19 protein-coding genes are annotated in these 19,385 nt (G+C 42.9%); 3 read left to right on the forward strand and 16 right to left on the reverse strand.

Features of this window, described 5'->3' with window-relative positions:
- Nucleotides 1-4: 4 nt before the first annotated feature.
- From ACJJI3_RS06640 to ACJJI3_RS06705, 14 genes are all read right to left on the reverse strand, one after another.
- Entirely contained in the window at nucleotides 5-1,303 is a 1,299-nt protein-coding gene (locus ACJJI3_RS06640; RefSeq protein ID WP_444941930.1) for a hypothetical protein, read from the reverse strand.
- A gap of 1,345 nt (nucleotides 1,304-2,648) precedes the next feature.
- Nucleotides 2,649-3,062 (reverse strand): DUF4279 domain-containing protein, encoded by a 414-nt coding sequence (locus ACJJI3_RS06645; protein WP_444941931.1) that lies wholly within the window; start codon nucleotides 3,060-3,062, stop codon nucleotides 2,649-2,651.
- A gap of 111 nt (nucleotides 3,063-3,173) precedes the next feature.
- Nucleotides 3,174-3,422 carry a hypothetical protein gene (locus ACJJI3_RS06650; RefSeq protein ID WP_444941932.1) on the reverse strand — a complete coding sequence of 83 codons (249 nt, stop codon included), beginning with the start codon at nucleotides 3,420-3,422 and terminating at the stop codon, nucleotides 3,174-3,176.
- 578 nt (nucleotides 3,423-4,000) lie between these two features.
- Nucleotides 4,001-4,711: a DUF4386 domain-containing protein gene (locus tag ACJJI3_RS06655; protein ID WP_444941933.1), complete on the reverse strand. Its 711-nt coding sequence runs from the start codon at nucleotides 4,709-4,711 to the stop codon at nucleotides 4,001-4,003.
- 97 nt (nucleotides 4,712-4,808) lie between these two features.
- Nucleotides 4,809-5,513, reverse strand: coding sequence for a hypothetical protein (locus ACJJI3_RS06660; RefSeq protein WP_444913601.1), 705 nt, complete (start codon nucleotides 5,511-5,513; stop codon nucleotides 4,809-4,811).
- Nucleotides 5,514-6,281: 768 nt separating this feature from the next.
- Complete coding sequence (locus ACJJI3_RS06665) at nucleotides 6,282-6,608, reverse strand: hypothetical protein (RefSeq protein WP_444897070.1); 327 nt, start codon at nucleotides 6,606-6,608, stop codon at nucleotides 6,282-6,284.
- 76 nt (nucleotides 6,609-6,684) lie between these two features.
- Nucleotides 6,685-7,110 carry an N-acetyltransferase gene (locus tag ACJJI3_RS06670; RefSeq protein ID WP_444941934.1) on the reverse strand — a complete coding sequence of 142 codons (426 nt, stop codon included), beginning with the start codon at nucleotides 7,108-7,110 and terminating at the stop codon, nucleotides 6,685-6,687.
- Between the two features lie 99 nt (nucleotides 7,111-7,209).
- The gene (locus tag ACJJI3_RS06675) at nucleotides 7,210-7,809 is read right to left on the reverse strand and encodes a dihydrofolate reductase family protein (protein ID WP_444912895.1); all 600 of its coding nucleotides are present in this window, start codon (nucleotides 7,807-7,809) and stop codon (nucleotides 7,210-7,212) included.
- A gap of 240 nt (nucleotides 7,810-8,049) precedes the next feature.
- Entirely contained in the window at nucleotides 8,050-8,391 is a 342-nt protein-coding gene (locus ACJJI3_RS06680) for a hypothetical protein (protein ID WP_413665561.1), read from the reverse strand.
- 593 nt (nucleotides 8,392-8,984) lie between these two features.
- A complete protein-coding gene (locus ACJJI3_RS06685) occupies nucleotides 8,985-9,551 on the reverse strand; it encodes an undecaprenyl-diphosphatase (RefSeq protein ID WP_444941935.1) in 567 nt (188 codons plus the stop codon).
- A gap of 366 nt (nucleotides 9,552-9,917) precedes the next feature.
- Entirely contained in the window at nucleotides 9,918-10,544 is a 627-nt protein-coding gene (locus ACJJI3_RS06690; RefSeq protein WP_444941936.1) for a hypothetical protein, read from the reverse strand.
- 637 nt (nucleotides 10,545-11,181) lie between these two features.
- Entirely contained in the window at nucleotides 11,182-11,631 is a 450-nt protein-coding gene (locus ACJJI3_RS06695; protein ID WP_444941937.1) for a hypothetical protein, read from the reverse strand.
- Nucleotides 11,618-12,292, reverse strand: coding sequence for a response regulator (locus tag ACJJI3_RS06700; protein WP_444897063.1), 675 nt, complete (start codon nucleotides 12,290-12,292; stop codon nucleotides 11,618-11,620). Before ACJJI3_RS06700 ends, ACJJI3_RS06695 begins: the two co-directional genes overlap by 14 nt.
- Entirely contained in the window at nucleotides 12,292-13,563 is a 1,272-nt protein-coding gene (locus tag ACJJI3_RS06705) for a sensor histidine kinase (RefSeq protein ID WP_444941938.1), read from the reverse strand. The genes ACJJI3_RS06700 and ACJJI3_RS06705 overlap by 1 nt, the downstream gene beginning before the upstream one ends.
- A gap of 188 nt (nucleotides 13,564-13,751) precedes the next feature.
- Here ACJJI3_RS06705 and ACJJI3_RS06710 point away from each other — a divergent pair, with 188 nt between their 5' ends.
- A complete protein-coding gene (locus ACJJI3_RS06710; protein ID WP_444941939.1) occupies nucleotides 13,752-14,579 on the forward strand; it encodes a DUF2306 domain-containing protein in 828 nt (275 codons plus the stop codon).
- A gap of 201 nt (nucleotides 14,580-14,780) precedes the next feature.
- Here the strand turns inward: ACJJI3_RS06710 and ACJJI3_RS06715 are convergent, their stop codons facing one another.
- Entirely contained in the window at nucleotides 14,781-14,981 is a 201-nt protein-coding gene (locus ACJJI3_RS06715; RefSeq protein ID WP_444942547.1) for an NADAR domain-containing protein, read from the reverse strand.
- Nucleotides 14,982-15,514: 533 nt separating this feature from the next.
- Nucleotides 15,515-15,790, reverse strand: a complete 276-nt coding sequence (locus ACJJI3_RS06720) for a hypothetical protein (protein WP_444941940.1) — start codon at nucleotides 15,788-15,790, stop codon at nucleotides 15,515-15,517.
- A 1,024-nt stretch (nucleotides 15,791-16,814) separates the two neighbouring features.
- On the opposite strand from ACJJI3_RS06720, the gene ACJJI3_RS06725 reads away from it, so the two are divergent.
- Complete coding sequence (locus ACJJI3_RS06725) at nucleotides 16,815-17,312, forward strand: DoxX family protein (RefSeq protein WP_444941941.1); 498 nt, start codon at nucleotides 16,815-16,817, stop codon at nucleotides 17,310-17,312.
- A gap of 706 nt (nucleotides 17,313-18,018) precedes the next feature.
- Entirely contained in the window at nucleotides 18,019-19,071 is a 1,053-nt protein-coding gene (locus tag ACJJI3_RS06730) for a DMT family transporter (protein WP_444941942.1), read from the forward strand.
- Nucleotides 19,072-19,385: the final 314 nt, after the last annotated feature.

Consider the following 19,385-nt stretch of genomic DNA (forward strand, 5'->3'; position numbering starts at 1 on the left):
AAACCTATTTTTTTACCAAACCTTTCTGTAATAATTGCTTCAAGGGTATAGTTGACCCACTATGATACTTTTCATTTAAGCTTGGAATACTTGCTAACGTTGTATTGGCTGTAGCGGCCGCTAGAATCCCAAATAATGCTTTTGCTCCAGCAAAAGAAAGACCCGAAGTAGCCGCTACAGTAGCAAAAGTTACAACAGTCGCATCAGCTCCTTTATAGAGTTTTACAGCAGAATCAAAAGCATCTACAAGTTTATTAGCAAAAGCTTCTCTTGTTCGTGACTTGCACAACTCACCTACCTCCATTGCTACCTTTCCAAGTCCTAATTCAGAACCACCGACAATCTGTGCAACACCGGGCGTGGCTTTATACCAGGTTGAATCCTTAGTATTCATACCCACCTTACGGCGCAAGTTATCAGCTACATAATGGCTCGAAGTAGCATCGCTAAGGAAGATTTTTTGCTTCTCATCCACATTAACCTGCTTTAATGCAAGTAACTCCATTGCTTTGGTTATAACTTTTGAGCCGCCTCTATGACTTGTCCATTCAACATAGAGGCCTTTGTCATGTGCTTCTTTCATATGTCCGGCAAGAATTCTTGCTGCTTCCATATCCTTAGCCGTTGTACCAGTCCTCAGGTTTTTGACAAAGCGCCAACCTGCCTTGGTAACGCCATCTTGTGGCACATAAAAAATGGTATAACCTTTATCTTGTAATTTTTCTAATGCTATAGCGTCGCCACGAGTGATATGGGATGGCAGAATTTCAGCAGCATGGTCTAAACCTTTACAATATCCATTAATGCCGATTTTTAACGGTGAATCTTTCTTACCTGCCACAGCACCATTTGTACGTAAAAACTTAGCAGGCTCCTCTTTTCTAGCCCAGCTACCTCCGCTATCTCCAGATTCCCACTCAACTTCCCAAAGGGCAGCTCGCTTTCCCTTCTCCGCTTCTCGTCCTAATAACCGAATATCAAGAATCACAACATCAGTCTGCGGCCCACCATAGTAATTGATTAACTCATATTCAATCTCAAAACCATCTCCAACAATACAGCGGCGAGTTGCACTGCCATTCTTCAAATATGAGTTAACCGGTACAGCCCCGCCTCTCAACCCGTTCACAGCATTAGTCAACGCTAATGCGTGATACCCCTCACTACTAGGAATACGACTGAGTTCCTGAAACCCTTCCAGCATATGATGGAGCTGGTCATTAGCCACTATCGAACGACCAGATCCAGATTGACCAAAGGTTTTAAGTCCCAAGCTCGTAGCTGATGAAGGTAAAGAGTTCATTGATCATCCTTATTCAGTAGGCGCAGTTTCTCCTGTGAAGTCAGTCACATAAAGATATTCTGCCTGGTAATTTGCGCCTCAATTTACCAGTGAGACCATTCTAAGTACATTTTGAGAGAGATCACTAAAAATCGATTATATTTTATCATTAAGTAGACCGCTCGGTCAGAGCAGCAAGATTTTGCGGGCTGTAAAATTGGTGCCAGAGTGGAATTTTACTTAAACTGCTTTTTGGACAAAAAACCAACAGCTGTCTACTGCCGAAGTGTAATCATATGTAATCGGTTTCCTGCTATTTCTGAGAAGCACTTCCCACTGCTTGAAGCCCCTTAGCTACAAACGAGAGATTTGTACCAAATCAATAACACAAGACAACCACATTGTTCAACTGTACCTTTTCCTTAAATTCTGTCAGTAATACTGGACACACACCAAATAAGTAGAACCTGGCCAAAATAAGCGGTTGGATCGTAGCGTTAAACAAATACAGGGAGCCATTTTTCCTAATTAAATGAACGTCACAAATTAAAGGTGCATTCAACAGCTTGGAGTGATGCCCTAAATTCTAGGAAGCCAGCACCCGCCTTTCCTTACTCTGGACCCAACCCCGCTCGCCATCGAACTTCCCTGTCAAGGAATACCTACCTGCGGCTTGAGTGTCATTAGGAAACGGATAGGTTGATCCTAGAACACCGCCCCCATAAAAATTCTGCAAGCTCACAAAATAGAGTAGTAAGCACAGCTTAATTATCAGCAAATAGACTGAGTATCGAGCTCTGAACCGGCAAAAGGCTAAGAATCTGGGCGAATATCTCAATCACAGCGCTGAAAGTGAACTGCAATCAACCAAAGAGAGGCATCTGCGTCCCCAGGTCCCTCCACCTCCACTACGAAGTGACCAACGTGCGCATCAGGAGAGAAGAAAAGTAACCAGTTCAAGGTGATGCTAATTGGTGCTATAACGACGGAAGGCGGCCCATACGCTCGGTGCGGGCTTAACTTAATTAGATGTTAGACTTTAATTACCCCAATAGGGCCCTGTACAGCGATCGATTAAGAGTGGCGAACGGACAAAAACGGGGCTTCCTGGTCATACTTTTTATAAAACTCCATGACAAAATCAACGGCTTTCCTGAAACTATTTTCTTCTATTATTTACTACGTTTTCAATATTCAAAAATCACGCCTGATACTTTTATCGTATGGATAATTTACATATCCCATTGTTTCTTTGATGATACTCTTAACAACCTCTTCAGAAATTACCATCTTTTTCCCTACAATTATAGGACCTACTTAAGATGCCTCGCCAAACATAATTTTTGAAACACTTGTTAGGCATGAGCTAATCAGCACCATCGTAAATATCAAGTGAAAGCACTATCCCACGACTACCAAGTTCCAACAGTGTTTTAGGAGAAACATTCATACCCTCATTGCCCTTATCCATAAATATGCCACAGAAAAGGTCAATACTATATTTTTGTGAAAGGTCCTCCCAAATGGTAATATTATCTGTCAAACGATCAAGAATTTCCTTCACTTGTCCATCTAAGTCTTCAGGTTTGCATTCCTTTGCTGCCAAAGACCAGTGCCCACTTTTACACACATATTCTCTACCACTTCTTTTTACAACCTTTAATTCACCTTTGGAGTACATAGTTGTACCCTCACACCCCAATAGCACTGAAATCTCTTGTGGTTGCAATTTATCTCCAATCAATCTCAACGTAGCTTTAGACCGACTTACCTGTGCCATTGCTATAAACACCCAAAGCTTTAATAAACGGCAGCCGGAACACAAATAGACTGCCCGATAGGAATCTCAATTTTTTCCAGGAACGAGTCTAAGTGAACTTAATATCACAAGCTACTGGTAATTCAATAAAAATAAAATCAAGAAAGCAATAAATATAGGGAAGAATAGCAAACCAAAAATTGCCGAACACCTGAAATTTGCTATCCTTTGCTCATCCATTGTTTCAATTTCTTCGCTGCTGAAATCAGTACCGCAAATATGGCAATCAAATCTACGCTCCTCGTGTGCAGCTCCACAGTGAGGGCAATTCGCAGTCCGTTTTTCATACAGCCATTGGACTTGATCCAGTAAATGAAACATAAGCTGAATCCCAGTATTTAAACACTATAAGTGATAGCAGTTTGTTCAATAGCACAATCTGAATATCACACTTTCCCATAACTTAAAAGTTAGTCAGCCCGATGACTCACAGAAGTTAGCAAATAGAGGGATTCCCAAGTCTCTTGCAGCTTGGCATTTGCTTTTTCCTATTCTGAGACCCCGTACCCCATTCCCCCATCAAACTTAACTTATCAGTCTTTCCCATTCAGGAATACTCACCTACGCACAAATTTCAATAGGAAACAAATAGCTTGATCCCAAAGAGCACTACCGGCGCACGTCTAACAGTTTAAGAGCATGCCTCAGTCAAGACAATAGAGATGAAAAGAAGTCACGTTGGGCATTGGCATCCCCAAACCCCTCCGCGTCCAAAGAAAAGAGATCTATATCCATATCAGAATCGACCAAATATTTGACAATTGGACGTTAAAGGCAAGTTCCCCAAGAGAGGAGGCCCTAGCCAAACCCTCTCTAGTGAAATTAAACTTTGCTTGGTAACAAGATACGATTACTGTACAAAAACTGCACAGCCTTGTCGGTCATGCATTAATGCTTACTCAGACATTACTTTTGTATAAACCTGGAGCATCGACTGAACTAAGTTTGATGTTAATTCCTTTGATTAGCAGCCATAGGCCAAATGTGATTTCAAAAAACGCGCCTGGAAGCATGAAGTGTTTCAATATTTGGGGCGGCTCGAGTAACAAAATATTTGAAAACCCATAAACCACCATCGACATATAAGTGAAAGCCCCCCAAAGAACCAACCACTTAGGCACGTAATTTGAAACGTAAAATAAGTACATGAAAATAGTCGCGCCTATGCCCATTATGATTAAAAGAACATCCCACATCGAACCACTCATATTCACAAATATACTCGCTAACGCATGTAGCTGCTCTTCTTGAAATGTATTCGAATATTCCTGGTTTCTTAAAACTACTATAACTGTCAATGTAATAATTGTTGCTACAAAGCCAAGAAGCCCTTCTCCAAACCTGAAAAGCAATGCCAAAAAAGCAACATTTTTGTTGATTGTTTTTGTAACCAAGTACTGCGCCCAAGATGCCCAAATAACAGCGATAAACATAATTATATCTATAATCTGAGCGAACCTGAATCTCACCTCTGTCTCAGCAAAAGCCCCAAAATCATATATTCCTTTCTTGACAAGTAATGAATTGAGCATCCCTAAAACGATATAAATTAAGTATGCAGCACCTAGATGCTTCGCATATAGGCTAAGTGATGATTGTGTATTATCCATCAGTAATTATCCTTTGGCTCTCGCATACGACGAAAGTCCTAATCTTTATTTCAGGTGCGAAGCTGGCGCCACCTGAATATAGTAGTTAGAGTTCTTGCTACAGTGTGCCAATACTGCTTAAAAATGACGTTAGCTGAGTTGCGGAATCCTTTAATGACTCGGCTACGGCAGCGATCTCTGCCTTCTTTATGGTTTCATTGAAATTAGTATCACCGAGTTCTTTGCGGGCAGAGAATTCGTTACTTGACACAACCGTAAATGGCACTATACCCGACCGAACATCAAGTAAGACTACTTCCACTGAACAGTATGCCTTTGTTTCATTCGGATCAATAAACTTATACTTCTCAAAAGTACGGCAACTTGAACGGTAGGCTAATAGTAAATCAGCTTGGTAGCGTGCAGCAGCTTCTCGAAGATAAGGCACTGTACGTTGCTCTGGAACGAGCATGCTTGGTAAGAATGAAGCATCGTAAACCCTTTCAGACTCTCTCAACTGCCCTACAAAGTCCCTAGCAATAGTTTCATTTAGTTGCGTAAAATCATTAGAGTAATGGCGCCAGTAGCTATCATTGGACAACTTGAGTATTGCAATTCTATTTTGTGCAGGAAGCTTTAACTCATAGTTGAGGATGCGGTCTATGTCTATATCCCCTAACGATTCACCAGTGGAGCCAAATAGAGGCTCATTATTCGCTTCATTACCCCCAGCCTTATAGTAATCGCTTGGTCGATGAGATGTAGCTACAGTAGCGCAACCTGTAACAAGTATCGCAATTATAACTATCAAGTACTTTGTCATTTTTAATCCTTAGGTGGCAATCATTAACTCTTGGCGGTTAATTCAGGTGAAGTATCTATATATCACGCTTCTCTAGAATTCCAAAGCTAGCCAGCCTGATGTAACAAAATCTAGAGGAGCTAAGAAGGCTCTTTAACTAGTACAAACGTTCAGCACTCACTGTAAATTGAGACATTCATAATTCGGAAATTGCCCTAATTTATATTTAATGACGATACTCCACGTGTTATGGAAAGATCTGTTCTATCCGAGAAACAACAGAAGCTGCGCTTAAATTCTGATAGCAAAACCACCTATGTGATGTCTTTTAGCAGTTCAAATATGGACTCCTTCTCTATTCCGTCACCAAGAATCACTTACTAAGTCACACATTACGGATAGCTAATAACATGTTCCAATTCATAAAGTTTCACGAGTAGTTTCTTTATAACGCAGTTAACGATAACGGCTTACTGTATACGAGCTGTAAATGGGGATTAAAGGCATGGCAATTCATAGCTAAGCCCTATTAGCATCTGCGAATACTTCTTCTCTAATATTCTCCGCGCCACCCATAAAAATAATTCAGCCTCCATCAACAACAAACTCTATTTTAGAAATATCTTTTTTAAGTAAAACTGCCTTACCATGGAGCGACATCCAACAACGCGCAGAATAGTTATCAGATTAAATCTCCAAAGAGAATAAAGCTATTATACATTTAATGTATTATTAATTTTATATTAACAAGGCTGTATGACTGACGTAAGCAGCAATAAATTTTAAGAATTACTCATAAAATTTACCACGTTTGAGAAATATATTTAAAGCATGCTTTGACTCAAAAAGCAGATCACACCACTCTTGAGAGGACGGTTTCGAATCTGGCTGAACTCTCTCCCAGAATTTATTTACAGCTAATAAAGATTCAATTTCTTCTCTCACAAATACCTCTTTATCAAATTGAATTATTGAATTAGCATCAAACCAATCACTCCAGAACTCAAGGTTAGCGATTGCAACATCAAATCTAAATTCATCTGAGAAAAGTTCTAGAACCTCTATGATCCTATTCCTGACTCTTTTCTCTATACAATTCTTCTCTTCAGGTTTCATATTTGAGATATCTTATTCTCGCCTTATGCATAACCTCGCGCTAGACGACAGAAGCTAAGCCGACTTGAACTCCTTTTTATATTTTTGTACTCATTAAGTATTCTGGATGACCAGTATGCTCATCTCTTTGTTCTTTTACTACTTTAAATTCTTGAGACAAGTAAAACTGATAGCTAGAAACGTTCTCTTTGTAAACAGAAAGTACCAGCCTATCTCTTTTTGACTTTGCATGGTTAAGGAGCTGTTTGCCTACTCCTCTTCCCTGTAGAGAGGGAGAAACAAATATAGCTGCAAGCGTATCGCCACTAAGTGAGTAAAAGCCTACTGCTTTACTTTCCATCTCATAAACATATGTCTCCGATGTAGGAATGTAAACATCTCTCATATCACTTAACTGTGCCTCCCAGAAATCTGAAGGTATGAAATCATGAGCTTGAATAGAAGCTTGCAACCAAATATCCAATATGGTAGGCAGATCGTTACGGTTATATAACCTAATCATTTTGATAAATTCGCAGTAAATTCGATAATATTGCTTTTATTTCAACAACAATCTCAGTAAGGATAGTCGCATGAGTGAGTTTCTATTTAACAACGCTCTTTAAATAGCCCTGCCATCTAGTGATTTGTAAAAATGCATAAAAGCCCCTGAGGGGCACTTCGCAAAATTGATGAGTTTGTATTTTGATGAAATTTCACCACTTTCGAACAGTCGCTTTCCTTCTCCAACAACTACTGGAAACGTCCAAAGCCTAAGCTCATCTACCAAGTTATGCTTTAGAAGTGACTGCACCAACTGCCAACTTCCATGAACTTGTAGTAAAGGCCCATTCATTTTCTTAATTTTGGTTATCTCGACGACCGCATCTGCCCCCTTTAGCTTGAATGAATTATTCCATGTGAGATCATCACTACCTGATGTTACGACATACTTTTTTGCTTGATTAAGTTTGTCTGCAGCTGGGTTTCCAGGTTTGGCATTTGAAAAACTTGTGGCAAATAAATTGTACGTATTACGTCCTAATAGCAGATCATAAGGTTCCGCCATGGCCTCCCTTCCGACTTGCTCCATGACTTCATCCCAATAATCCTTGGCCCAGCCTCCATGACTAAAGCCACCTGAAAAATCTTCCTCAGGCAAACTCGGTGCTTGCATTACTCCGTCAAGTGTTTGAAATACTAATATGGCTAAGTTTCTCATTGGTTGATTCTCGCGAAAGAGATGAATAATTTGTGCCGAATAACGCCAATCTCAGCTATATAGGCACGAATATGCCGGAAGCGAGTATAGCGCTGGATTATAAAGACCACTAACAACTAGAAAAAGAAACACGGCAAGCATTTACCATACATGAGTTCAATAGCGACATGAATCACAAACACAAGTAGTAACGCAGCGATAGCTTACCTTATACAGCTAATGTCTTAAGCCTGAGTACATTTATGCAGCACCTTGCTTTTGCTTATTAGGCCAGTTCTTTGAAAGGAAGCGAAATACAAATACTGCACCTATAAAATTGATTATACTAGCAATAAAAATACCAATCTCATCGTCTACGCTCTCAGAACAGTTCTCGAAGCAACCTCCATATGAAAATGCGAGCAAAGCAGAACAAGCGGCAATTGTGATACTTAAATAAACACCAACCGAAAAACGGGCGAATTTAGAGAATTTTGACAATCCCTTCAGTCCTATCGGAGCAAAAAGCGTAGCTAACAGCAACGCTCCTAAAGACGGGAAATATATATACGAAATTATGTGATCTAGAAATTCCTTATTCATGCGGTCCTCTTACAACTATTAACTAACAAGCAGTATCTATATACCATGCCTACCTATAATTCTAAAGCTTCTCGCCCCTACAGTAAAAAGAGCGATAGATAAAGGAATCGTATTAAGTTGGCACCTATGTTTACCAAAAAAAAAACTATTCCTCTCCAATTTTTACACATGCCCACTCTTTACTTTGAGAGTAAACAAGTAAGATACATATCTTTCTTAAGGAGCTAAAGCAGACCTCCCCTATGGATGTTAAAATTAAGTAAGAACAAGTTATGTGTGCCACTCAGCCGTACTAACTTGGAAAGAGGCTGGAATTAAAAACCACAAAATGGAGGAATCCATATCAACCGACTGTTAACCAAGCTTCAGAAACACAAACCCTTATGATTTCCTACCTGAGATTAGCACAATCTCACCGCTTCCATCAATCCAGTTCAGCATACCATTAACCGAGAGGAACAATGAAAATTCCACTTCTATTTCTTCACTATAAAATGACAGCACCTTCCCTAACAGTCCCTTAACCTAATATATGAAATATAAATAGAAAGTAAAGATTATAAATGCAAGAGAGGCATCAACTACTTTTAGTTCTAACCCACTCTCTTTCCAGGTATTTTTTTAACCAGAAAATTAAAAAGGAATTGAGTTTTATATTGTATTTTAAATACGAAAACTGATGAGGAAATTGTCACCAAAATGGCACCTAGCATATCTAAGGGATAGTGAACACCAATAAAAACTCTGGACAAGCCACTAACAACACCCAACAGGCACAAAACAGTACCAATTATCCTGGTTGATTTGTTAAATAGGAGCATTATAGCCATCGAGAAAATAAACGTAGTATGGTCTGAAGGAAATGAAGAGTCAGGCGCATGTTCTACTAATTGTGTACCGAGATTATTCACAAATGGACGAGACTGATAATAAAAAATAGAAATAATATAGCTCATTAACATACCGAGTAACACAGACAGCCCGTAATTCAGGCTGGACCTTTTTCTTTCTATACTTGGATCAAACCATAGATAGAGCATCACGAGCATAAAAATATAAGGCATGACCTCTGCTGCAGCTATTAAAACAGTATCTAAAATTGCACTTTTTCCTGCAAATTGATTAATAAGAACAAAAGTTGTTTCGTTGAATTTTTCCATTTAACAACCTCTGAACTCCTTCAAAATCTTAATATTAAGCCTTTATCCAGGCGAAACAATGTGTACCCAGCATGGTACAAGCGGTAGTTTTTGGGCTGGAATTCATTAGTGTATGTAGCCAGCTGCTTTTATACTTGGAAGACATAGTACTGTAATAGACTTTAGTCTTTGTAGTACTCTAGTTGCTCAATAGCTTCAATCCATCCCTTATCATAGTTCAGGAGTCGACATACACCATAATTCCCCCAAACAGGAAGAATATAATTAACACTAATATTTTAAATTGGAAGCTCATTACTCATATCTATTTACCCTCAAGGTAGCAGTGTAGAGAATTTTCTACTTTTACTTATCAAGCGCTATTCTTTAACAATTTAGCACTGGAACATATGTACTTTCGCTGACTTTAAATTCGATTGGCGGGATTGTAACTTCTTCACCATTTACAAATAGAGGCGGCAGTTTTACCGTAAAATACTCCAGATTTTCAGGAGATATTACTACCTCAGGTCCCCAGAACCCATAAGACTCATCAGATGGTATTTGGTATGGCTGTTGAAAAAATGGCAGCTCAACTTGGGATTCACTACCATCAAGAAAAATGATAGTAGCTACAGCACTTGAGAATGAGATCTCGATATGTTGGGATTTGCGTTCGGCGATTAAGCTCTCTTTAGTCTTCTTTTCTTGCTCTGAGGGAAATAATGACCAAGTGCCATTTGACTCAGGATGTCTATACAAGACAGGCCTTACATAGGCAATTAACTTTGTACCTTCTGGGTGGCGCTTTGTAGGTTGTTTGGCCAAGACTCTAAATATCAGCCAATCGTAATCAGGAAGACTGAACTCTAGTACTTTTTCAGCCCCATAACATGCCGGGTTTTCGGTGCTGTGCCATCCTATTGGAGCACTCGGTTTTAAGTATGGCCCGGTACTACAACCAGCTAAAATAAAAGCAGCACAAGAAAGTAGATTTATTCGCTTGATACTCAAATACACTCCGATGTATAACAGTTAATCCATCAGAAACTTATATATCACGCTTTTATCTAGTTTCATAGCTCATAAGTCGAATTACACAAAAAGTTCTGAGAATTAAAAGCCCGCTGTAACTGATACGGATGTTCAAGTCAGACATTGGACAAGACCCGCTATAATTCTACCCTTTCCATTTTCTATATTTTTTAGAGATTCTAGTTTAGGTTAACGAGCTATTGAAATAGCTGCTATACATAATAAAGTATAGCCACCAAAACTGCTTCCACTCTCCTCCCTCGGGTAATTAAGCACTTAATCCGCTGGCCCTTTCATATCATCTAATCCCGCGCCCACCTACTCCGCCCCAAAGAGCTAGTTTACCTACAAATTAGAACAAATCTCTCAGTCGCAGAACTGGAACTGAAAAGAAGCCATACGTTGCTTCTGGAGAATTTTCTCGGAAAGCTATCAAATGAGCTGCGACGAAACAGCCATGAAGTTATCGGAAGGGTTCGCTTCAAGTCTACTTGAAATGGGTCTTAAAAAGTGATGCTCCACCAAAAGCACTTTAACCGATGGAGTTGTTTTTGATTAAAACACCTTGAGGTTTATGGTGTTGAATGTTAGCGAAACTCGCCGAGCGCTTGTGCTGCTAAATGTCCCTCTCAACCGACGGTTCTGCTGACATAGGCCATACCAGTCCAGTTCTTGTTACTAGGAGCAATAATACAAAAGACATCTCCAATGCGAGAAATATACCAATAGGGTGATTGGGAACCCCGCGTATCATTAGGTAAAACAAATAGCTCGTAGTAAGTAAATTACCCGCGAGAGTAACGTTGAGGGCATAGCGACGCTCTTGCCAAAGTGGTTTACAAAGCAGGAGGTTCAACACCGCCGTGCCGGCGAGCATCACACCGGGTAACATCAACATCAAACGACGGGCTAAACCAGTCCCATCGCTGGTTACCAAAGGCCAGATGGCAACAAAGTGGCCCTGGGCTCCAAGGAAGAGAAACAGCCCCAGAACCACAGTGCCACAGGTGGCAAGGCGATAAAGTGCATTGCGTTGCAAAGCGGGCTTTGATCTAGAAGCCAACATCGCGCTCCCCCACGGTGGCCAGGCCACATTCGTAGGCGAATACGACTGCCTGCGCACGATCGCGCACCTCCAATTTTGACAGCAAACTGGAAACGTGGGTTTTCACGGTAGCAGGGCCAATAAATAGGGTCTCGGCAATCTCTGCATTACTCTTGCCTGCGGCGATGGCTTCCAGTACTTCACGCTCCCGGGTGGTCAGGCGCTCCAGTCGCTTTGCCAGGTTGCGCCCAGTTCCCAGTTTCTGTGCGAACTGGCTTATCAAGCGTTGGGTGATGCCCGGTGCAAGCATGGCACCGCCCTCTGCTACGGTGCGCACTGCCTGTACCAGCGCCTCTGGGGGAATGTCCTTGAGCACAAAGCCACTGGCGCCAGCCCGCAGCGCACGAAACACGTATTCATCAGGATCGAACGTGGTCAAAATAATGACACGGCAAGTTGCATCACTAGCTTCCAGGATGCGCGCTGTGGATTCCAGCCCGTCCATCTCCGGCATACGGATATCCATTAGGATGATATCCGGCTGGTACACTCGCGCGGCTTCAATCGCCTCGACGCCGGTACCGGCCTCGGCGACCACCTCGATATCGGGCTGGTTATCCAGAATCAGGGCAAAACCGCGTCGCACCAAAGCCTGGTCGTCCACTACCATCACTCGCAACATTATGTTTTCACCATTCCTGTAGGTAGTTGTGCATATAACTCAAAACCGCCACCATCGACTACACCCGCATACAGATAGCCACCGAGCAGTTCCGCGCGCTCGCGCATTCCCGCGATGCCGTGCCCACCGCCTGGCTGCCCATCAATAGCTATTTCCCTCATGGGCCGCTCGCCGTGAGTATTTCCATCATCGCGCACTCGAATTGTGAGAGTGCCGTGATCTGCGCGCACACTCACTTGCACTCGCGCTGCAGCACCGACGTGCTTGATGACATTGGTGAGGGATTCCTGAACGATGCGATAGGCGGCGAGCGCGACGCTGGTTGGCACTTTCTCCAGTGCACCGTTGGCCTCATAGTCAACCTGGGTTAACACCTGTCGGACCTTTTCAATCAGATCTGGCAAATCGCCGAGTTCTGGTTGCGGAGTGAGCGCAGTGTCGTTATTAGTCGGTCGCAGTACACCGAGTAAATGACGCATTTCTGCCATGGCCTGACGGCCAGCCGCCTCTACAGAAGCCATAGCCTCATTGGCAGCTTGCGGGTTATTGCGGCTGATAGCCCTGGCGGCACCGGCCTGCACAGTCATAAGACTCACTTGGTGCGCCACCACATCATGCATCTCACGGGCGATTCGAGTGCGCTCGGCTACAACGGCGCGCTCGGATTCGGCATTGCGCTCCCGCTCCAAATACTTGGCCCTCTCTTCCAGCAAGCGCAGATATTCACCGCGAAAGCGCAGCCGGCGGCCGATATACCACAGCGCCCATACCAGCATCACTGTTACTGTGCCTGCTGCAGTTGGCTGAACCGGAATACCCTGGTCAATCGCCACAAAAACCAGCGTCGCGATAACGCCAAAAAAGCTAGCCCGGGTATTGGCCTCGTAACGACCGAGGCTATACAGCGAAATTGCCATAGCCACGATGCCATCTGCCGGCAAACCCAGCTCCAGCAATATTGTTGCGCCGAGAATAACGGCCTGTACCTGCCAAGGGTGAGTGCGACGCCACAACAGAGCGAAGGAGCCAACGAATGCACACTGAAAAGCAACAACATCCCACAGGCTCTGCATGGATAGCACTTCGGGGGAGCCGTTGCGCGACCACATCAAAAGCGTCAGCAAGAACATAAGCAACGCAATAAACAGGTCGGTCAGGTGCGGCCATCGCTCAAACGGCCCACGTAAGGGCCGCCACATAGGGAGCTTGGGCAGTTCCGCGCTGGCATTGGGCGGATTCGGCGCAGGCGTACTTAGGGACGAAGATTTCATTTCCGCATGCTAAACCAGGGGCAACCAACTGTCATGGGACTTTCGGGGGAGATGGATACGGCAAACTCTCCACCTTTTGGGGGAGTTCGATTCCTGCCTGCGGCCGATGTGCGTAGGTCTGAAAAAGCAGAACATGCTCGGCAAGCAAACTCAGACCCAATGCGGACCATAATCGCCTGGAGAACCCCATGAACGACGCTGTACTCAGCCAAACACTACCGCGACCATTCGACACCCGGCGGGCAGTTAACCTGTCGGTAAAAACCTGGTTCTGCATCGCGGCTATCGGCCATGCGATCTTCTTCGCCTATATCCTGGCCGTCTTCTACCCACCCATTGCCGAATCAGGAGTGCATGGCTTGAAAGGGCTGCACCTACCGGCAGGCTTCCGCGAGGGAGATATATTAGGCAACCTGGCTTCGGTGAGCCACGTGCTATTGGCCGCGATTGTCATTGGCGGTGGTCCACTTCAGCTAATCCCCTCGGTGCGGCGCCATGCCCCTAACTTCCACCGCTGGCTGGGACGCAGCTATCTGCTGACCGCTGTCATAGCCAGTATCGCGGGGCTCTACATGACCTGGACGCGGCACACTATTGGTAATCTGGTATCGCAGATCAGTATCACCATGGACGGCATACTAATTTTGGTGTTTGCCTTTCTGGCGGTGCGTACCGCGATGGCCAGGCGCTTTGCTGCGCACCGTCGCTGGGCCCTGCGCCTTTTTATGGCAGCAAGTGCAGTGTGGTTTTTTCGTGTAGCCTTGATGGGCTGGGCAATGCTAACCGGCGGCTGGGGGATTGACTGGAAATCCTTTACCGGGCCTTTCCTATATGCACTGGGCTTCGGCCAATACCTGCTCCCACTGGCCATGCTGGAATGGTATTTTCACTGTCAAAAGCGTGGAGCCGCACAGGGTACCCAGATTGCGTTTGTCAGTACACTAGTGCCGCTGACCGTGTTTATGGCCATTGGTATTTTTGCCGCTACGATGGGAATGTGGCTGCCACGGATCTAAGGCTACCTGGGCTGGTTATCGTGAACTTCTTGTGCTGATTTGGCTTTAGAGGTTCACGACTTGGAAATCCCGCTCTGAGCGAAGAATTAGAAACTAGAGTACTAAATTAATTTTGGCACTATGCATTTGTGTGATCCGAGGAGTTACCTCGTACTGACAGCTCGGCACCCACCTTCCCCTATTCTACACCCTCAAGCTATTTTAGATGCCTGTTAGCCTGGCTCTCACTTCCATAAGTGCGAACCCTAAAAGATTAAGGCCTTTCCAATCGTTAGGATTTTCTGACGCAGAATTATCTTGGGCCAGACCAATGCCCCATATTCTATCTACTGGACTAGCCTCAACTAATACTCTGTCTTCTGTATTAAGCAAAAATTGCTTGAGATAACATTTTGAGAGAATTTGGCTAGAGCAGCATTTACCACAAACTTAAAAGGAATGAGAAGCAGGGAATGGCAAGAGATGTAGGCGATGATTATCGTGCTGACTTCAACATAACCAGCCACAGGTAAAAAATAATACAGGTTCAGTAAAAGCCATGTAAATGGCTAGGACGAGATTTATATCCTGGTTGGCTGGCACTACCGCACGATATAGTGCGATCACCAGCTACCCTGGATAATCATTTGGTTAATATAGGATATTAAAGTCTCTCTTTGTGTGACTGTCGCCCATACGCAAGTAGTATAGAAACCACTCCTCTATAAAGAGTTTAGCTTTAAAACTGATCACTTCCGCCCACTTAGCAAGGGCAAGTTCAACTGGAACTTGCCAAACATCACTCAACCCCCCTAAAGGCTATGCCACCACCAACCGCTACCAGAGCAAATTGTAACCGGTCCTGTGGAGCCCCGTATTTTGTGGCCAAAACAACTTCAATGATCTTGTTATGGACTTACCGGAGGCTCCGAACTTTGAATGTTACTGGTATTAAGTTAAAAATTGATCTTCCCATCTTCACCCAAAATTAAATGCTCTAGGACTTGATCTTTTGACAATTTACTCTTTCTCTGTGTATCAATCTCTCGCTGCTCCAGCATTTTAGCTCGAGGTGTTTTCCCAAGATCTTCGGTAGCCCCATCGCTACCAGGAATGTTTATATATGGATCGCCGGACCAAAGCTCAGCATCAAGCAAATCTTCCTGGCTCGCACACCCTATCCCACACACAGCCATAAAAACAGCTATTATAAAAATCAATTTTTTACTCATAACCTCCAGACCTCTACACAATGCATAATCGCAAATATCAGTAGATCGATCGCGGCATGGCCTGGTTATGTATTTGGTGAGATACAAAAAAACAAAACCAACTTCCATATGCCAACTACCATTAGAACAGCATATTCTATCTTGATTAGAACATAATTCAGAGAGATTTTTCCAAGCCCCATAGCTTTATCATAAATGAAACCCTAAAGCACCAAACTAGTAAGAGGCAAATATCTGGTACAATCGCTCCATCAGATGCGGTGGCAGCAGAAAGTAATCTAGTAAAAGTTGACTCCTAAATACCTTACCCCCCACCATGAAGGGGTCCTTGTGCGCACCAAACCTGATCAATAAACAAGCAGGCATGGTCAATTAAGATGACATATAGATAATCTGACTCTAAAGACTCTCTATTTCTGAGCCACTTAAATTTCTAAAAGTTGGAGAATTTATGTCAGAGCTATCGGCGTACGTTTAATTTTTTTCATGACGAACAGCCCACTTTCTTGTTGCCAGCACTACTCGGTTTTTCCGTCGCCATTATTATCGCTATCTTTCAAGCGACTCCTATCAGGGCGGGGTAAGAAATAGCGTAAGGATACTCTTGGGTGCAGATTTTGTGGAGAACTATCAAACTATTCACAGACTTACTGTATCGCGCCAATATAAAGGTCAGTGTATTTTTGGCTTGCCCTTACACGCTAATGGGCTATGATGTTTGAGGGATAGTGGAGTGTCACGTTTCTACTTTAATTTTAGATAGCCCTATATCCGCTACATTCAAATACGGTACGTAATCGAGACTGCTCACTAGAGATTGCCATTGCATATTTCACATTTAATTAATGTATAATCCGAAACACTATTTGCGCCTACGTCTGAAAAGTTAAGGAGTCTTTGGATTACTGCTCTATAAATATTTTAGGTTCAATATTAGCCATACAGTGTAAAGCCAAAATTAAGGTGCATAAAACTTCTTTACTGGGCACTCATAATTTGGGCGCAACCATGCAAGAGGGCATATATGTTTACTCAACCTTCTTCTTTAATTAAAAAAATACTTATAGGTAATCGCAGCTGGGAATGGGTGCCCATCTTAGTTGCACGCGTATCTCTGGGGCTATTTTTTTCAGTATCTGGGTATAACAAACTATTCGATCCTGAGAAACATGCAGACCTTATTAACTTGATGAGCGAAATAGGAATGCCCTTCCATAAATTTATGGCGCTGGTTTTAGCCTCTATAGAGTTCTTCGGAGGATTACTTTTAATTATGGGCCTACTGTCAACACTTGCTGCCATTATCCTATCCATTGTAATGATTGTTGCTATTGCCACAGTTGAAATCGAACACGCCATCCCTAAAGGCATTGGACCACTAGACTGGATGAGCTGGTTTCTTTATTTACCCCAAGTTTTGTATATTATTTTATTTATATGGTTAATAACTACTGGTCCCGGCCGATTTAGCTTAGATCATCTAATTGCCGATAAGTTGTGCCTCAACAGAACAGCTAAATAAAACAGACAGATTTGTAGGTCTGGAAGATGGGTATTGAATTGCTGTCAGTATTAGCGAAACCCTTACCTTTACTCTTAATCAGAATTTGCAAATTCCCGAAAACATGCAATTTTAAACACTCGTAAAACGCACCTTAAAGACTAACAAGCAGAAGAAAAATTAGGGAAACTAGCGAACACCTAACCAATCTTGTATTGCAAGCATTAATTCTTATATTTTAGAATCCAATATCCTTGGGCCACATATTGAGAGTCTCGATCTGAGTATACAATTAGCTTTGTCTCTAATTTGCAGCCATTCATGGAGTACAATACACTATCCATCTCTAGAAGGGGAAAATTCATAACCATCTATATTTCACTTAAAATATAGTACGCTGCTGTAGTAAGCTCCACTTCCAGCAGCACATATTAAGAGCCTGTCTCCAGCACTAGAGTTTCACAGTCATATTTTCCTCACTAAACTCCGGTATAACCTGATCCCTAAATAAACATGAGTAAGAATTGCCCCAATACTCAGAGCAGCATTCGCAACAGTATTTTGATATAGGTGGACACTCTCCTTTCAAGCACTATCAGTTATTAGAATTGGTCTACACTAATCCAGATCAGACTGACCCACTTACCACTACTTAATTGTAGGGGGATACTTAGTGCGGAACGACTTAAATTTAGTGGAACATGTTGTAGTGCCCAGGGAAAATCAAATGGAAAATCAACCTTCCGTAAGAAGTACTCGATTTTGGTTATGGATTTCGATTCTTATTTTTGCTGCCTCCAACGCAGTCGTTGCGAAAATTGGGGAACTGGGTGCCAGCCACCCCATTAATGGAAACAACCCTATCTCTTTTTGCAACCTCTTGTTCGCTGGAAATCTCTTGGCAGGTATCACCCTTTTAATTATCTATAGAAAAGATTGGCGCCTCAGCATCTTAAAGCAGTATCCTTTCAAAGACTGGTTTTACATGTTCGTGCTTATTTTGATGTCTGGAGTTCTTGCCCCCGCTTTCTTCTTTATTGCTCTGATGCTCACAGAAGTGACCAATGTCGTTTTAATTGCAACTCTAGATGCTCCCTTGGGACTTTTGTTCGCTTATCTGATGTTCCGGGAGAGGCCTACCGCATTCTCAATAGTGGGAGCCCTTGTGGTAACGGTTGGCGTTATTGCAATTTTTGTCCTACACCAACCCCCGATGGAAGATCCAATGAGTATGAAAATGCTCAATCTTGGAAATCCAGCCATGAACCAATTTCTTCAAGACCTCCCCAAAGCTGGAGAAATTTTAACCGCTTTAGCCACACTCTTAGGGGTCATTGCGGTTCAGGCAAGCCGGAAACTGCTTGATCGGGTCCCTATTGGCGTCTTTTCAACTTTCCGTATGCTTGCGGGAGCGATACTCTTTTCGGTCATTGTCCTCTCTGTATTTGGCCCCCACCACTTTGACGACCTATTCTCTCCCTTCCTCTGGGTGTGGATGCTTGTATACGGGGCAATCATTATTGTCCTTGGGCAGATCACCTGGTTTAAAGGACTCCAAGGAGGGGCGAGCTCTGCTGATATCTCTATCGCCACAGCCATTACTCCCGTAGCCGGTACTTTCTTCGCCTTTCTTATCCTGCAAGAGGTTCCCAACTTCGCTCAAATTATTGGGGGTATCATTATTATGTCCGGAATAGGTATCTCATTACTCGGCCAATATCGCGAGCAAAAAGCCATCGAAATGAAGTATGAAAAACCATGCTCTTTTAAAGGGGTATAGAGCTTAGTAGATGAAACAGATACTATAGTGGAGACTTAGGTGACGATATAGGCTTTGCAAGGCTACGTAGTGGACTTTGCGAAAATTCAAAGCTCAAAACTATCGCCTATATTGAGAGAAATCTCTGTTCGCATGGAGGTATAGCTAAAAGACATTGGTGAAAAATTTCTCTTACTCGGAAGCTAACTTACCTGAGGTTGGATTTCTGAATTAGCCAATCCTGACTAAACGGCAAAAAGCCCGAGCTATAATTTAAGCCGGTAAATACTTACAAGTACCAATTCAAATCTGACCTTCCAATTACCACTGTTGTA

This window comes from Microbulbifer maximicatervae (SeqCode) (assembly GCF_052466985.1).

Coding starts and splice junctions, on each gene's coding strand:
- ACJJI3_RS06640 (WP_444941930.1), bottom strand. CDS start 1,303: ATGAACTCTTTACCTTCATCAGCTACGAGCTTGGGACTTAAAACCTTT.
- ACJJI3_RS06645 (WP_444941931.1), bottom strand. CDS start 3,062: ATGGCACAGGTAAGTCGGTCTAAAGCTACGTTGAGATTGATTGGAGAT.
- ACJJI3_RS06650 (WP_444941932.1), bottom strand. CDS start 3,422: ATGTTTCATTTACTGGATCAAGTCCAATGGCTGTATGAAAAACGGACT.
- ACJJI3_RS06655 (WP_444941933.1), bottom strand. CDS start 4,711: ATGGATAATACACAATCATCACTTAGCCTATATGCGAAGCATCTAGGT.
- ACJJI3_RS06660 (WP_444913601.1), bottom strand. CDS start 5,513: ATGACAAAGTACTTGATAGTTATAATTGCGATACTTGTTACAGGTTGC.
- ACJJI3_RS06665 (WP_444897070.1), bottom strand. CDS start 6,608: ATGAAACCTGAAGAGAAGAATTGTATAGAGAAAAGAGTCAGGAATAGG.
- ACJJI3_RS06670 (WP_444941934.1), bottom strand. CDS start 7,110: ATGATTAGGTTATATAACCGTAACGATCTGCCTACCATATTGGATATT.
- ACJJI3_RS06675 (WP_444912895.1), bottom strand. CDS start 7,809: ATGAGAAACTTAGCCATATTAGTATTTCAAACACTTGACGGAGTAATG.
- ACJJI3_RS06680 (WP_413665561.1), bottom strand. CDS start 8,391: ATGAATAAGGAATTTCTAGATCACATAATTTCGTATATATATTTCCCG.
- ACJJI3_RS06685 (WP_444941935.1), bottom strand. CDS start 9,551: ATGGAAAAATTCAACGAAACAACTTTTGTTCTTATTAATCAATTTGCA.
- ACJJI3_RS06695 (WP_444941937.1), bottom strand. CDS start 11,631: ATGTTGGCTTCTAGATCAAAGCCCGCTTTGCAACGCAATGCACTTTAT.
- ACJJI3_RS06700 (WP_444897063.1), bottom strand. CDS start 12,292: ATGTTGCGAGTGATGGTAGTGGACGACCAGGCTTTGGTGCGACGCGGT.
- ACJJI3_RS06705 (WP_444941938.1), bottom strand. CDS start 13,563: ATGAAATCTTCGTCCCTAAGTACGCCTGCGCCGAATCCGCCCAATGCC.
- ACJJI3_RS06710 (WP_444941939.1), top strand. CDS start 13,752: ATGAACGACGCTGTACTCAGCCAAACACTACCGCGACCATTCGACACC.
- ACJJI3_RS06720 (WP_444941940.1), bottom strand. CDS start 15,790: ATGAGTAAAAAATTGATTTTTATAATAGCTGTTTTTATGGCTGTGTGT.
- ACJJI3_RS06725 (WP_444941941.1), top strand. CDS start 16,815: ATGTTTACTCAACCTTCTTCTTTAATTAAAAAAATACTTATAGGTAAT.
- ACJJI3_RS06730 (WP_444941942.1), top strand. CDS start 18,019: ATGGAAAATCAACCTTCCGTAAGAAGTACTCGATTTTGGTTATGGATT.